The 14890-nt window shown below is 30.4% G+C and carries 16 protein-coding genes; 2 read left to right on the forward strand and 14 right to left on the reverse strand.

The genetic code is table 11. The annotated features are described in order from the left end of the window. Positions 1-155 precede the first annotated feature (155 nt). Positions 156-572: a glyoxalase gene (locus H0I32_RS00275; RefSeq protein ID WP_173589095.1), complete on the forward strand. Its 417-nt coding sequence runs from the start codon at positions 156-158 to the stop codon at positions 570-572. Between the two features lie 16 nt (positions 573-588). On the opposite strand, the gene H0I32_RS00280 is transcribed toward H0I32_RS00275, so the two are convergent. The 3 genes from H0I32_RS00280 to H0I32_RS00290 form a co-directional block, all read right to left on the reverse strand. Continuing rightward, positions 589-1266 carry a DUF2461 domain-containing protein gene (locus tag H0I32_RS00280; RefSeq protein ID WP_179313090.1) on the reverse strand — a complete coding sequence of 226 codons (678 nt, stop codon included), beginning with the start codon at positions 1264-1266 and terminating at the stop codon, positions 589-591. A gap of 88 nt (positions 1267-1354) precedes the next feature. Next, positions 1355-1552 (reverse strand): hypothetical protein, encoded by a 198-nt coding sequence (locus H0I32_RS00285; protein WP_173589093.1) that lies wholly within the window; start codon positions 1550-1552, stop codon positions 1355-1357. A 111-nt stretch (positions 1553-1663) separates the two neighbouring features. Further along, positions 1664-2563 (reverse strand): mechanosensitive ion channel family protein, encoded by a 900-nt coding sequence (locus H0I32_RS00290; RefSeq protein ID WP_179313089.1) that lies wholly within the window; start codon positions 2561-2563, stop codon positions 1664-1666. A gap of 303 nt (positions 2564-2866) precedes the next feature. Here H0I32_RS00290 and H0I32_RS00295 point away from each other — a divergent pair, with 303 nt between their 5' ends. After that, the gene (locus H0I32_RS00295; protein ID WP_092443056.1) at positions 2867-3088 is read left to right on the forward strand and encodes a hypothetical protein; all 222 of its coding nucleotides are present in this window, start codon (positions 2867-2869) and stop codon (positions 3086-3088) included. Between the two features lie 219 nt (positions 3089-3307). Here the strand turns inward: H0I32_RS00295 and truA are convergent, their stop codons facing one another. The 11 genes from truA to H0I32_RS00350 all read right to left on the reverse strand — a co-directional run bounded on the left by truA (position 3308) and on the right by H0I32_RS00350 (position 14857). Beyond that, on the reverse strand, positions 3308-4093 hold the full coding sequence (gene truA / locus H0I32_RS00300; RefSeq protein WP_179313088.1) for a tRNA pseudouridine(38-40) synthase TruA: 786 nt from the start codon (positions 4091-4093) through the stop codon (positions 3308-3310). Positions 4094-4139: 46 nt separating this feature from the next. Next, the gene (gene hisIE, locus H0I32_RS00305) at positions 4140-4742 is read right to left on the reverse strand and encodes a bifunctional phosphoribosyl-AMP cyclohydrolase/phosphoribosyl-ATP diphosphatase HisIE (protein WP_179313087.1); all 603 of its coding nucleotides are present in this window, start codon (positions 4740-4742) and stop codon (positions 4140-4142) included. A 58-nt stretch (positions 4743-4800) separates the two neighbouring features. Beyond that, positions 4801-5556: an imidazole glycerol phosphate synthase subunit HisF gene (hisF, locus tag H0I32_RS00310; RefSeq protein ID WP_179313086.1), complete on the reverse strand. Its 756-nt coding sequence runs from the start codon at positions 5554-5556 to the stop codon at positions 4801-4803. 140 nt (positions 5557-5696) lie between these two features. Then, positions 5697-6413, reverse strand: a complete 717-nt coding sequence (gene hisA, locus H0I32_RS00315) for a 1-(5-phosphoribosyl)-5-[(5-phosphoribosylamino)methylideneamino]imidazole-4-carboxamide isomerase (protein WP_173589088.1) — start codon at positions 6411-6413, stop codon at positions 5697-5699. Between the two features lie 101 nt (positions 6414-6514). Continuing rightward, entirely contained in the window at positions 6515-7096 is a 582-nt protein-coding gene (gene hisH, locus H0I32_RS00320; RefSeq protein ID WP_179313085.1) for an imidazole glycerol phosphate synthase subunit HisH, read from the reverse strand. A 9-nt stretch (positions 7097-7105) separates the two neighbouring features. Beyond that, entirely contained in the window at positions 7106-8239 is a 1134-nt protein-coding gene (gene hisB / locus H0I32_RS00325) for a bifunctional histidinol-phosphatase/imidazoleglycerol-phosphate dehydratase HisB (protein ID WP_179313084.1), read from the reverse strand. Between the two features lie 224 nt (positions 8240-8463). Further along, entirely contained in the window at positions 8464-9507 is a 1044-nt protein-coding gene (gene hisC, locus H0I32_RS00330) for a histidinol-phosphate transaminase (protein WP_179313083.1), read from the reverse strand. 58 nt (positions 9508-9565) lie between these two features. Further along, positions 9566-10852, reverse strand: a complete 1287-nt coding sequence (gene hisD, locus H0I32_RS00335) for a histidinol dehydrogenase (protein WP_179313082.1) — start codon at positions 10850-10852, stop codon at positions 9566-9568. Between the two features lie 16 nt (positions 10853-10868). Next, the gene (hisG, locus tag H0I32_RS00340) at positions 10869-11726 is read right to left on the reverse strand and encodes an ATP phosphoribosyltransferase (RefSeq protein WP_179313081.1); all 858 of its coding nucleotides are present in this window, start codon (positions 11724-11726) and stop codon (positions 10869-10871) included. 271 nt (positions 11727-11997) lie between these two features. After that, on the reverse strand, positions 11998-12813 hold the full coding sequence (locus tag H0I32_RS00345) for a prohibitin family protein (protein WP_173589082.1): 816 nt from the start codon (positions 12811-12813) through the stop codon (positions 11998-12000). A gap of 10 nt (positions 12814-12823) precedes the next feature. Further along, positions 12824-14857 (reverse strand): VWA domain-containing protein, encoded by a 2034-nt coding sequence (locus H0I32_RS00350; protein WP_179313080.1) that lies wholly within the window; start codon positions 14855-14857, stop codon positions 12824-12826. Positions 14858-14890: the final 33 nt, after the last annotated feature.

Below are 14890 nucleotides of genomic sequence, written 5' to 3' on the forward strand. Positions count from 1 at the left end.
CTTAAAGCGTTTTCTTTAAGTTGAAAAGAGATATGATTATTCAATATTAGAATTGCATTTGTTAATAACCGCGTTAACAACATATTTTAGATTCAATTAAATGAGGTTTATTAATACTTAAATTTATAAATATCTAAATGCTTAACAATTCTAATATGACTTCTAGAACAGAAAACCTACTTGCTCTAAGGCCTACTATTTCGTCTGCAAAAATCCATGATAACATGGGAGCTGAAGAGTTATTTCAAAACAAAACCATACGTCCTATTGTAAAGTTTCAACATAATTTATTAATTGCTGTTTTTAAAAATTATATTAAAAAACACAAAAATGTATTCTATAATCTTGCATTAGAGAAGCAACTAGAATACATAGATAATGCTATCCATAAAGACACGAAATTTAGAAACTCTATCAAAGGAATGATCATAGGTCAATTTACGGTTGAAGAATATCAATTATACATCCAAAATTCATCAGCATTAAACAAGCGTATGATGAACATTGTAAAAGAACGTTATATGGATAGCATTCAAGTGTTAGCAAATTCTGAAACATTAAAAGCTATGTAATTTGAAAAGCATAATATTATAATATCGATTCTCCGTTTAGATTTGTCGTTAATACATCGCTCATATAATTAAAAAATGGTCGTATATTTTTAAAAGCGTCATTAACATTATCTATAAAATCATCAGCAAGAACTTCTTTATCTGTATACTTCTTTGTAAAAATGAATTGCTTCTTTCTTATTAAATCTATAGAGGGATGTGTCTTATCAAAACCTTTGGGAGCCGTTTTTAACTCATCTCCCGTAAAGTTTCCCCAAGTCGATTTAAAAATATTATCATTTAAGCTCTCTCTCATTTCTGAGTCGTCCATTTCAAACTCTTTTCTTATGCGTAATAAATCTTCTTTGCTGGGATCCCAAAATCCTGTTGCAATAAAGGATTCGTTATTAGGTTGAATATGCACATAATAACCACCACGTAATTCTGGTTTTTTTCTTGCAAATGAACCACTAAAATGAGTTTTATAGGGTAATTTATTTTTAGAAAAACGAACATCTCTATAAATCCTGAAAATTTTAATCTTTTCTATCTGATCATGAGTATTCATTAATTCTCCTAAATAATTATAAGAAGCTTTCATTTTAGTTTCAATCGCTTTAAATTCTGGTTTATGTTCGTTAAACCAATCACGATCGTTATTTTTTTCAAGCTTTTTAAAAAATGTAAATACTTCTTTAGGGATAGAATGACTCATAAAAATTATAATTTGGATAAAAATAGAAAAAGCCATCGTAACGATGGCTTTTTCTATTTATAATATTATTATAAATTAAAGTTAAAAATTAATCTACAGCATCTTCAACATCATCAACTGTATTGTCAATAGCATCACCTGTGTCATCAGCTGCATCATCTATTGCATCTCCAGTATCTTCAACTGCTTCCTCAACTTTATCTCCTGTAGATTTCTGCTCTCTACAACTTGTTGTCATTAAACTTAAACTAAATAAGGCTATAAATACGTAACTAAATTTTTTCATCTTAATTGTGTTTTTTGGTTATTGATATTACAAATATCGGTATGTCAATGTTTTAAACTTTGCTCTTATCATAAGATTATTAACTCATTAAAATAAGAATCTATTTTATAATTATTTAGAACTTGGTTGTTTGTTTACAGAAGCATTTAAATCTAACTTATTATTAAATTCTAAAGTTCTAATTGGAAATGGAATATTGATTCCTGCAGCATCATAAGCTTTCTTTATTTCAATAATAGCTTTGGTTTTGGCTTTTAGTTTCTCTAACATACTTTCTGCTTCAATCCAAAACCTACATAAATAATTAATTGAACTATCACCAAACTCAGTATAATAAAACTCTACATCTTCAGAAGATTTTACCTGATCAAAAGTTTTGGCTATAGCCTCTTTTGTAATTCTTTGAACCTCTTCTAAATCGGACTCATAACCAACCCCACATTCTAAGAAAACTCTCATTTTAGTTGTTAAAGAATAATTCTTGAGCGGATTTTCTAAAATTGTTTTATTTGGAATAATAACAATATTATTATCGGCTTCTTTTAAAGTAAAATCTTTTAGATTAATATCTATAACTTCACCTGAATAACCTGTGGTTTCTACCCAGTTTCCGATTTGAATTTTCTTTCTAAAGGATAATACTAATCCTGCAAACGTATTAGCAATAGTTCCTTGTAATGCTAAACCAATAGCTAAACCAACAACTCCGGCACCTGCAAGTAACGATGTTAAAGCCTTACCTAAGTTTAAAACACCTAGCGCAATAAATAACCCTAAAGCAACTACTAAAACAGCCACTACTCTAGCTAATGCATTTTTAATTGAATCTTGTTCAACTCGGTTATCCACTAATTTTTTAACGAGTCTACTTACATATTTAGCAGCGATATAAGAAACAATCAGTACCAAAATGGCTAAAATAAAATTAGGAATGTTTTCTATAATGGCATTAAACCAATCTATAAGTTTTTCTATTAAATTTCCTAAAGCAGTATTAAATTGGTCTTTCATCAAAGCAATCTTTTTTTATTGTTCCACACAAATATCTTATAAATGTGTCAATGAAATTTGCTCTTATCCTATAAGTCTTAACGCATACAATTTTTTAAAATTAGGAATAACTCAATATATGCACATGAAAATTAAACTTTTATAATTTGATCTCAAATAAATTAAAAATTTGATCAAAGAGATGCATTTTAACGATTTTTTATCTTAAACAAGCTTTTAATGATAAAAGTTTCTAAATTAATTTGTGGGTTGTGATATTTTTTGCTATTATGCACCACTTTTTAAAACAAGACATTAAAATTTATGGGTAGACCAGCAACAAGACCAACAGCACTCAAAGACGGTTTCTATATTGAGATAAGAAACAAAGGCTCAAAATCAGGTGTAAAACTTTACAGTGGCACCAAATTACAGATGCATCGTGCTATTAAAATGTACGAACGCTCTAAAGAAGTTATTATTTTAGGAGAATCTGTAAATGGGAAATTTGTAGATAAAGAACCTAAATTACACGTTGCTGAATAAGCACAAACATTTTATCAATTTCTTTTGAAATTTATATTCCATGACATCTTTTAAACTACAAAATAGATGGGGACAATTTGGTTCTCTTATAGAGTTTTAATAGATTAATGAATTGATATATTTATTTCACATAAGAATTTACTAAATACTAGATTATAAATAATCAGTATTAATTTATAGTTTAAAAAAAGGTATACAATTTAAATTGTATACCTTTTTTTATTCAAAATTTACAGAATGTAAGATTAATCCTGAAGCTGGTGCTATATAATCCATAACTTCAGTACTCTCATATTTTAAAGTTTCTTCAATATACTCTAAAGTAAGATCTCCTCTACCTAACTTTATTAAGCAACCAAACATTAATCGTATTTGATTCCGCATAAATCCCTTACCTACAACTTTAAGCACGTAAGATTTCTCTGGAAAAAAGCTAGCCGTATAAATATCATTTTCAACTAGCTCACAGTCTTCAATAGTTCTAATATATTCTCCTTTATCTGTTGCTCGATAACAATAAGTTTTAAAATTATGAGTCCCCAAAAATAACTGTGCACCTTTTTTCATTAACTCAACATCTAAAGGTTCTAAAATAGTCGTCATAATTGGTGCACAAAACGGATGGTTTTTCTGACCTTCTGAAAACACATAGTGGTATTCCTTTAACTTAGAATCTTGAATGATATTAAATTTCTTATCAACTTCTTTAATGGATAACGCACGTATATCTTGTGGTAAATTATGATTAAAGAGCGCTAAAAATTCATCAAAATCTTGAATCGGTTCATTATAAATAAACAACTCTAAAGCCGCTTCATTTGCAGACACCATAGCATCTGTCCTACCTGCTCCTAAAGTTTTAAATCTTGTGTCTTGAAAAATATATTTTAATGTACGATCAATCATAAGGTGTACCGTTTTAACATCGGGTTGCTTTTGCCAACCATGAAAACGATAGCCTAAATACTGAATTTTAATAAGGTAATAAAAACGTTTATCAAACATATAATAATGAGGAACTCTAATTTATTAATGACTCTAAAAGCAGTGTCTATTTTTTATTTCTTAATTTCAATACAGACACAACATCATCAATTTTAAAACCTTTGGCTTGCAATAACATTAGGTAATGAAATAATAAATCTGCGCTTTCTTCTAAAAATAAGTGATCATTATCGTCTTTTGCTTCAATAACAACTTCTACAGCCTCTTCCCCTACTTTTTGAGCGATCTTATTAATCCCCTTTGCAAATAAAGATGCAACATAAGATTTTTCTGAATCAGCAGCATTTATACGAGATTCAATTGTGCTCTCTAATTCAGAAATAAAACCGTAAGATGTTACATTATCTTGGTTCCAACACGTGTCAGTTCCTTTATGACATGTTGGGCCTTTTGGATTTACTTTTATTAATAAAGAGTCACTATCACAATCTAATTTAATATCTACTAAATTTAAAACATTACCGCTTTCTTCACCTTTAGTCCAAAGACGTTGCTTTGTTCTACTAAAAAAAGTGACTAAATTAGACTCTATTGTTTTTTTAAGCGCTTCAGCATTCATGTAACCTAACATTAATACTTTGTCTGTGCTATTATCTTGAATAATAGCGGGCACTAATCCATCTGGATTTTTATTGAAATCTACGTTCATAATATATTAATTTCGTCTCATCGACTATTTTATTTGGGTTGATTATAAGATGTTTTTGCTATAGTCTTACAGGTATGCCCTTTATTCTTAATTCTTCTTTTAATTCTAATATTGGAATTTCGCCAAAATGAAATACACTTGCAGCCAATGCAGCATCTGCTTTTCCGTCTTTAAAAGTATCTACAAAATGTTGAATAGTTCCTGCACCTCCAGAAGCTATAATTGGAATATTTACCAAATCTGACAACTTAGCCAAAGCCTCATTTGCAAAACCAGCTTTTGTACCATCATGATTCATTGAGGTGAACAAAATTTCACCTGCTCCGCGTTGTTCTACTTCTTTTGCCCAATCGAATAAATTTAATTCTGTCGGAATTGTGCCTCCTGCTAAATGTACAAGCCATTCACCATCTAATTCTTTTGCATCGATAGCAACTACAACACATTGACTTCCAAATTTATCTGAAAGCTCATTAATTAATTCTGGTCGTTTTACAGCGGAAGAATTAATAGACACTTTATCTGCACCACAATGCAACAGATTATCTACATCTTCTACAGAAGAGATTCCGCCACCAACTGTAAAAGGAATATTAACTTGTTCTGCGACTTTTAAAACCATATCATGCATGGTTTTTCTGTTTTCTAAGGTTGCAGCGATGTCTAAAAACACCAGTTCATCAGCTCCTAAATCGGCATATTGTTTTGCTAAAACTACAGGATCTCCTGCATCTCTTAAGTCTACAAAATTAACTCCTTTTACAGTTCTTCCGTTTTTAATATCTAAACAAGGGACTATTCGTTTTGTTAACATCTGTTTTGTTGTTATTTCTACCTAAGTAGAAACATTAATTTATGTGATTTTAAAAATCAATTTTTCTATAATAATTATACAAAGCATTTACTTCTCGATACAATTCTTCGTGCCTCAGAATCACTCGAAGTGACGATTGGCTATAGAAATTGTTCTAATTCTTTTAGGCTAATTCTATTTTCATAGATTGCTTTTCCAATGATGACACCGTCACAGCCCATTTCTAATAATTTTGGTAATTCATCAAATTTAGAAATTCCGCCAGAAGCTATTAACTTAATAGCTTTCGCACTTTCTAAAATGCGTTTATAAAGCTCAAAAGAAGGACCTTCTAACATTCCGTCTTTTGAAATATCAGTACAAATAACATCTGTAATTCCTTTAGATTGATAGTCTTTAATAAATGGAATAACTTCTAAATCACTTTCTTCTTGCCAACCACTAATTGCAATTTTTTCATTATTACAATCTGCTCCAAGAATTATTTTGTCTGAGCCAAATTTAGAAATCCAACCTTCAAATACTTCCGGGTTTTTAACAGCAATACTTCCTCCTGTTATTTGATTTGCTCCAGATTGAAATGCTATTTTTAAATCTTCATCAGATTTTAATCCTCCGCCAAAATCAATTTTTAAATTTGTTTGAGTTGCAATTTTTTCAAGCACTTTATAATTAACTATATGACTCGCTTTTGCACCATCTAAATCTACAACATGTAAATACTGAATCCCTGCATCTTCAAAAGCCTTTGCGACTTCTAAAGGATTCTCGTTATATATTTTTTTTGTGTCGTAATCGCCTTTGGTTAAACGCACACATTTTCCGTCAATAATATCTATGGCTGGGATTATTCTCATAACATTTTCCACTAAAATGGAATTTCTTTTTTAATTAATAACTATTTCTGTCAAGACCTTTCGACTCCGCTCAAGGTGATATTTATTAATGTTTTAAAATCTTAAAGTTCAATAAAATTCTTCAACAATTGCTCACCGGCTTTACTACTTTTTTCAGGATGAAATTGTACACCATAAAAATTACCATTCTCTAATGCTGAAGCATATTCTAATTCGTAATCTGAAGTTGCAATAGATGCTTCACATTGTTCAGCGTAATAACTATGCACCAAGTACATATGTTCTTTTTCTTTAATACCTTTAAATAAATCAGATTTTAAGTTAGAAATGGTATTCCATCCCATTTGAGGCACTTTTACCTGATTTGAAAACCGTTTGACATTCACATCAAAAATACCAAGACCTTTGGTATCACCTTCTTCACTATGTTTACACATTAATTGCATGCCTAAACAAATCCCTAAAACGGGTTGTTTTAACGTTGGAATTAATTGATCTAAACCACTTTGTTGTAATTTAATCATGGCAGAACTTGCTTCACCAACCCCTGGGAAAATTACTTTATCTGATGTTTTAATTTCTTCTGGATTATCAGTTAAAATAGCTTCGTATCCTAAACGTTGAAAAGCAAATTGTATGCTTTTAATGTTTCCTGCGCCGTAATTTACTATTGATAGTTTCATTGACAGTTTTTATAACATTCCCTTAGTACTAGGTAAAATCATTTTTTCAACATCTTGTTTTACAGCCATTTTAATCGCTTTTGCAAACGCTTTAAAAACAGCTTCAATTTTATGATGTTCGTTATTACCTTCTACTTTAATATTTAAGTTACACTTTGCACCGTCTGTAAACGATTTAAAAAAGTGAAAAAACATTTCTGTTGGCATTTTACCAATCATTTCACGTTTAAATTCAGCCTCCCAAACAAGCCAGTTACGACCTCCAAAGTCAATACCAACCTGTGCTAAACAATCGTCCATTGGTAAAGAGAATCCGTAACGTTCAATACCTAATTTATTACCTAAAGTTGTCGCAAACAATTCACCTAAAGCAATAGCTGTATCTTCAATAGTGTGGTGTTCATCAACCTCTAAATCTCCATCAACTTTTATATTTAAATCGAGTTGTCCGTGACGAGAAATCTGATCGAGCATATGATCGAAAAATGCAATTCCGGTATCAATATTACTTTTCCCTGTGCCATCAAGATTTAAATCGATCTTAATTTTAGTTTCGTTAGTGTTTCTTTCAATACTTCCTACGCGTTCCGTAGTTTTAAGAAACTTATAAATCACTTCCCAATCGTTTGTTTCTAAAGCTATAAATTCTTCCAATTCATTATTGCTAACGGTAACTTCATCAGTTCCTAAATTGGTATTATCATTAATAAAAATCCCCTTAGCTCCAAGGTTTTTCGCTAATTCAACATCTGTAAGTCTATCTCCAATAACAAATGAATTCTTTAGATCATAATCTTCAGAAAAATACTTTGTTAATAAGCCTGTATTTGGTTTACGTGTAGGTGCATTATCTTTTGCAAACGTTCGGTCTATAAATTGTTCCTTAAAAACAACACCTTCTGCTTCAAAAGTCTTTAGAACGAAATTATGAACAGGCCAAAATGTATCTTCAGGATATACTTCCGTCCCTAAACCATCTTGGTTGGTAATCATCACAATTTCAAAATTTAATTCTTTAGCGATTTTACTTAAATATTGAAATACTTTTGGATAGAATTCTAATTTTTCGAACCCATCAATTTGTTCGTCTGCTGGTTCTTTAATTAAAGTTCCGTCTCTGTCTATGAATAATACTGGTTTCATATGTTACTGTCATTCCTGCATTGGCAGAAATCTAATTTTAGATTAATAATATATTTGTGAATTCCGCATCAATTGTGGAATGACAAACGTTACGATAATTAAATCAATGTTTTATTATAGTCGTCAATTCAAGTGATTTTCTATTTAAAAAAAATTGCATCGAGAATAATATACATCTCGATATAAATTTTGAAAAGTCAAAATTCACTCGATGTGACGTTTATTTACAATACTTTTAATGTTTGAATTAACGTCTCATTCTCTTCTTTTGTACCCACTGAAAATCGTAAACAATTTTCGCACAACGGTTGATTGGTTCTATTACGAACTACAATTCCTTTTTCTACCAACTGTTGATAGCGTTTATTAGCATCATCTACTTTTGTTAATATAAAGTTGGCATCAGAAGGATAAACTTCCGTTACAAAATCAATAGTTTTTAAGGCTTCATTTAATATACCTCTTTCTAGAATAATGCTTTTCACTTCATTATCTACAACTAATGTCGCATTTAAACGCTCTAAGGCTTTAATTTGCGTGAGTTGATTGATATTGTAAGGGGGTTTGATTTTATTTAAAACCGCAATAATTTCTTGAGAAGCATAGCAAATCCCTAAACGAATCCCTGCTAAACCATAAGCTTTAGATAAGGTTTGTGTAATTATTAAATTAGGAAACTCTTCTAGTCGACTTAACCAACTTTCTTCTGCTGAAAAATCAATATAGGCTTCATCAATAATCACAAGACCTTCAAAATTACGAATTAATTCTTCAATCTTTTTCGCATCAAAACTATTGGCCGTAGGATTGTTTGGTGAACATAAAAACAAGAGTTTTGTATGCGTTTGTACTGCTCTCGATATTTCATCCATGTTAGGTTGAAAATCTTTCTGCAATTCAACTTCTATATTTTCAACCGCATTTAGATTCGCTAAAACATCGTACATACCATACGTTGGTGGCAATGTGATAATTTTATCGCGATTAGGCTCACAAAAAGCTCTAAAAATCAAATCTAAAACTTCGTCACTCCCATTTCCTAACAAAATTTTGTTTATTGGGATACGTTTCAATTCAGATAAACGTGCTTTAACATTGGTTTGTTGAGGATCTGGATACCGATTCACATCCGTATTGAAAGGATTTTCATTGGCATCAATAAAAACCATACCGTCAGTAATATCCTTATATTCATCTCTTGCTGAAGAATAAGGCTTGATGGATTTAATGTTATCTCTGATGAGATTATTTAAGTTGAAATTTTTCATTTTAATTATTTCTCGATACAATTTCTCCTACCTCGAAATCACTCGAAGTGACGTTAAATTATTTTTTTAATTCCTTTAATCTTAAAGTTACCGCATTTTTATGGGCTTGTAAACCTTCAGCTTCAGCCATTAACTCTATCGCATGTCCGATATTTTGAATCCCTACTTTAGAAATTTTTTGAAACGTCATGCTTTTTTGAAAACTATCTAAGTTAACTCCAGAATACGCTTTAGAAAATCCGTTTGTTGGCAATGTATGGTTTGTACCAGAAGCATAATCTCCTGCACTTTCGGGTGTATAATTCCCGATAAATACAGAACCTGCATTGCTTATATTATCTACAAAAAAATCATTATCTGTTGTCGCTACGATAAAATGCTCTGGACCATATTCGTTAATTAAGTCAATTGCTATGGCATTAGAATCTACAACTATAGATTTAGAATTGGCTATCGCTTTTTCGGCCATCGTTTTTCTTGGTAAAACAGCAAGTTGATTTTCTACTTCAACAGAAACCTGATCTGCGAAAGTTTTAGAAGTTGAAACTAAAATTACCTGACTATCACTACCGTGTTCTGCCTGACTTAATAAATCTGAAGCCACAAAAGAGGCATTTGCAGAATCATCTGCCATTACCAATAATTCACTTGGACCTGCTGGCATATCAATTGCTACGCCATATTTAGTGGCTAATTGCTTGGCAACGGTTACAAACTGATTTCCTGGACCAAATATTTTGTAAACCTGAGGAATTGTATTGGTTCCGAAAGTTAATCCTGCAATAGCTTGGATACCTCCTACTTTTACAATTTTAGTGACACCACAAAGGTTTGCTGCATATAAAATCTCATTAGCAATTTTTCCTTCTTTATTAGGTGGTGAGCATAATACAATGTCTTTGCATCCTGCTATTTGAGCAGGAACAGCTAACATTAATACTGTTGAAAATAAAGGTGCTGTTCCTCCTGGAATGTAAAGACCTACTTTTTGAATAGGACGTTTCTCTTGCCAACACTCTACACCAGACATCGTTTCTACGAAAACTTTATCTGTTTTTTGAGCTTTATGAAAAGTTTCAATATTTGATTTTGCTAAAGTAATAGCTGATTTTAAAGCTTCTGAAACATTTGCAATAGCTGTTTCAATTTCTAATTCAGAAACAATAGTGTCTTCTAATGTTACACCATCAAATTTTGAGGTATACTTTTCTATAGCTTTGTCTCCATTTTTAGAAACATCGTTAAAAACCTCATTCACAACAGCTTCAATATCTGCAACCGTTTGTGTTGGTCTTTTTAATATTTCGGACCAATCTGATTGATCTGGATTTGTATATAATTTCATAACCTAACTAAAATTATTAAAGTACCATATTTTCAATTGGGCAAACTAAAATACCTTCTGCACCATTCGCTTTCAATTCGTCAATAATATTCCAAAAATCATTTTTGTCTATTACTGAGTGCATAGAACTCCAACCTTCTCTTGCTAGTGGTAAAATTGATGGACTGTTCATTCCAGGAAGGATTCTTATAATTTCATCTAACTTATCGTTTGGCGCATTTAGCAGAATATATTTGCTTTCTCTTCCTTTTAAAACCGATTTTAAACGGAATTGAAGCTTATCTATTAGCGCTTGGTTTTCTACTGAAATTTTAGGAGAAGTCGCCAAAACAGCTTCAGATTTCAAAAGTACCTGAACTTCTTTTAATCCATTTTTGAATAACGTACTTCCACTCGATACAATATCGCATATACCATCTGCAAGCCCAATATTTGGTGCAATTTCAACAGAACCATTAATAATGTGCAAATTAGCTTTTACACCTTCTTTTTCTAAAAATTGATTTACCGTATTAGGATAAGAAGTAGCAATACGCTTCCCGTCTAAATCTTTTAAGCTTTTTGCTTTTGATGATTTTGGTACCGCAATAGACACTTTACATTTTGAAAATCCTAAACGTTCTACAATTTTAAGATCGTTTCCTTTTTCAATTAAGACATTTTCACCAATAATAGCTGCATCTACAACGCCATCTCTTAAATATTGTGGAATATCTCCATTTCGTAAATAAAATACTTCTAAAGGAAAGTTACGTGCTGAAGCTTTAAGCTGATCTTTTCCATTATCGACAGAAATACCAATCTCTTTTAAAATTTTCATTGAGTCTTCATTAAGACGACCTGATTTTTGAACTGCAATTTTTAATTTACTCATTTTTAGTTTTGGTTATGTCTAAGATTTCAGCTAGAATTTAAAAAACAAAAAACCCATCTGATTTCTCAAACGGGTTTTTAATATATATCTTGACTTTATTCAATACAAATTCACCTCGCCTGATTGCTAGTATGAAAATGATGATGAAATTGAATAAGTGTCATGTGTTCTAATTTGTGAATACAAATATCTATAAATAAAATTTAGTAAACCTTATTTTTCATGATTAAAATATAAGTTTTAGCAAAAATTTAATATTTAAGGATATTAATTATTGATTTCCTAAAATAATTGGTAATCCACTTTCACCTGAACCAATAATAATCGTTTTACTATTTGGTGACTCAGAAAGTTTTACCGTAGCTTCAATACCTTTATCTTGAAGAATCTTATCCGTTAATGATGCACTTAATATACGGTTAGCATCTGCTTTACCTTGCGCATCAATAATTACTTTTTCTGCTTCTTTTCTAGCACTTTCAAGTCTAAACTCATACTCTAAAGATTCTTGCTCTTGCCTTAATTTACGTTCAATAGCTTCTTTAATTGTAGGAGGTAAAGTAACATCTCTAATTAGAATATCGTTAAGTTGAATATACTGTGGCTCCACTAATTTTTTAGTTTCCTCATAGATTTCCTCTTGAATTGCATCTCTTTTGCTTGAATACAACTGCTCAGGTGTGTAACGACCAACAACACTTCTTGCTGCACTTCTAATAGCTGGCTGAAGCACACGACTTAAATAATCCTCACCCTTTTGATTGTGTAACTTCCCTAAACTTATAACATCTGGTTGATAGAGAATAGAAGCGTCAAGTTTAATATCTAAACCGTTAGATGATAATACAGCCATTTTTTCTGCAACTTCTTGCTGACGAGTTTCATAATCGATGACGCGATTCCATGGAGCAATAACATGAAACCCTGGACCTAGTGGTGCTTTTTCTGGATCTACACCATCACTTAGTGTTTCGTATAAAACTCCAGCATGACCAGAATCTAGCGTGACAGCTGATTTTGCTAAAACTATGATTAAAAGTACAACTCCTATTAAAATAGGCAATCCAATTTTTGGTAATTTATCCATTCTATTCTTTTTAAATTAAGCCGTTATATTTTCTAAGAAACCATTCTGTAAATAAGCTTATTACAATGATTATTAGTAAATATTTCCAGTCTATCAAAGATACAATATTTTTAGTGCTTTTTTGAATGGTTTTATAACGATTATCTTTTAATAATTGATTAATTAATGAGTTAGTTTGAGACGTAAAAACGGCTTTACCATTACTGTTTTCTGCAAGTACTGTTAACTTGTTTATATCTGCATTTAAAAACTGTTGCTCAACGTTATATTCTAGAATTTTAAAACTTCCAGAAGCCGAAACGGACTCCGAATTATGTTTTACAGTAAAGTCGTATTCTCCTGCTTCTATTCCACTTAAGTCTACTGTATAATTTCCGTTATTGAGTAATAAAGGAACTTCTTTTGTACTCTTATTTTCTGTGTTTTTTAAAACAATACTTAATGAAGCTGAATTATCAAATTCAAAATTTTTATTGAAATACTGAGCTGAAATCACAACATCATCATTTCCATTATAAAAAGATTTATAATCAATATTTATACGTTTTCTCTTTTTATTAGAACTTAGGTATTGAACTAACTTATTTATAAATTCATCAAAAGCATTAAAACTATTAGTGTTTAAGAATGATTGCGCTCTCCATCTCCAAATCCCTTCACCATTTAAAATAGCATGTTTTGTGTTATTTGTTTCAAAGGTTGAAAGCATAATATCCTCAGTCGTAATTCCATTAATACTTTTGTATAATAAGGTTTCAAAAGGCACCGATATTTTATAAGAACCAAACTCTGATGTTAATGGTGGAAAGCTACTAAAATCTATATTATCAACTATAAAAGTTCCGTAATTTCGGTTTAAACTTGGTTGAAAATCTTCGGTTTGATTTGTTATGGTTTGCTTAAAATAACTTTGGCTGTTATTTAATAAATTCCAATCCGTTGTTTCTCCTGAAATAATAAATGTATTAGAGTTTTGTTCTTTAATCTCTTTTAATAATGAATTAAAGTTATTGTTTGGTTGATATAATATAAATAATTGAAAATCATTAATTTTACTTAATATCTCTTTTGGTTTTAATAAAGAAACACTTCGCTGCTCGTTACTTTCAATTGCTTTTTTAAGAGCCCCTAAATCGGGATGCATTCTATCATAAACCAAAGCGATATTTGTTTTTTGATCTATAACTTCTACACCAAAATTTTTAAAATTATTGACTGTATTTTTCTCATTATCTAAAGCAACTAACTCTACTCTATAAGTTTTAACACTAACACTATTTGCGATTAAAGATGTTGAAATTATTTCGGAAGATTTTGACGTATCAAATTGTAATGGTTTTCTAAATACTACAGTATTACCAGACCAAATTTTTAGTTCTGTATTTATGGGTGTAATTCCATTGTAGTTTGCTATGATTTCAACAGGAAATTTATTCTTTAAATAGACATAACGATTTACGTTAAGTTGCTTTATAGTTAAATCGGAATACACAGTAGAATCCCCTAAAATTATTGGATAAATTGGTTGTTTTACGCTTTTAGAAATGTAACTATAGTCAGAACCGTAAGTTTGATTTCCATCCGTTAAAATTAAAATTGGAGCCGTTTGGTTATTATAAACTTCACCAAATTGTTTTAAAGCTAATGACAAATTAGATTGACGCTCATTAAAATTTAAGCTATCTAAAGTCTTTACAGTCTTACCAAAGGCATAAGATTCAATATTAAAGCGTTCATTTAATTCTGAATTATTTTTCAACGTATTAAAAACCTCTAAAGCCTTATCATTTTGTTTTAAATAGGCAATAGATTCAGAATTATCTACAGCTAAAACCAAAGTTGGTTTTTCATCAAAATAAGTAAAAGATTCAAATTTAGGATTAATGAGGAGTAGCAAAATTCCAAAAATTGAGATTGCTCGTAATCCGGTAAGTAGATATTTTAAATTAGACTTTAATTTCGATTTATATAAATACTGAAACAGCGCTAATAATAGCGCTGTTATGGCAGCAATTGTTATATATAATAGAGTTTCAGAACTCATTAAAATTTAATTTTAATAAAATATTTTGATAAT

Origin of the sequence: Winogradskyella sp. HaHa_3_26 (assembly GCF_019278425.1) — a bacterium.
Classification (GTDB): Bacteria; Bacteroidota; Bacteroidia; order Flavobacteriales; family Flavobacteriaceae; genus Winogradskyella; species Winogradskyella undariae.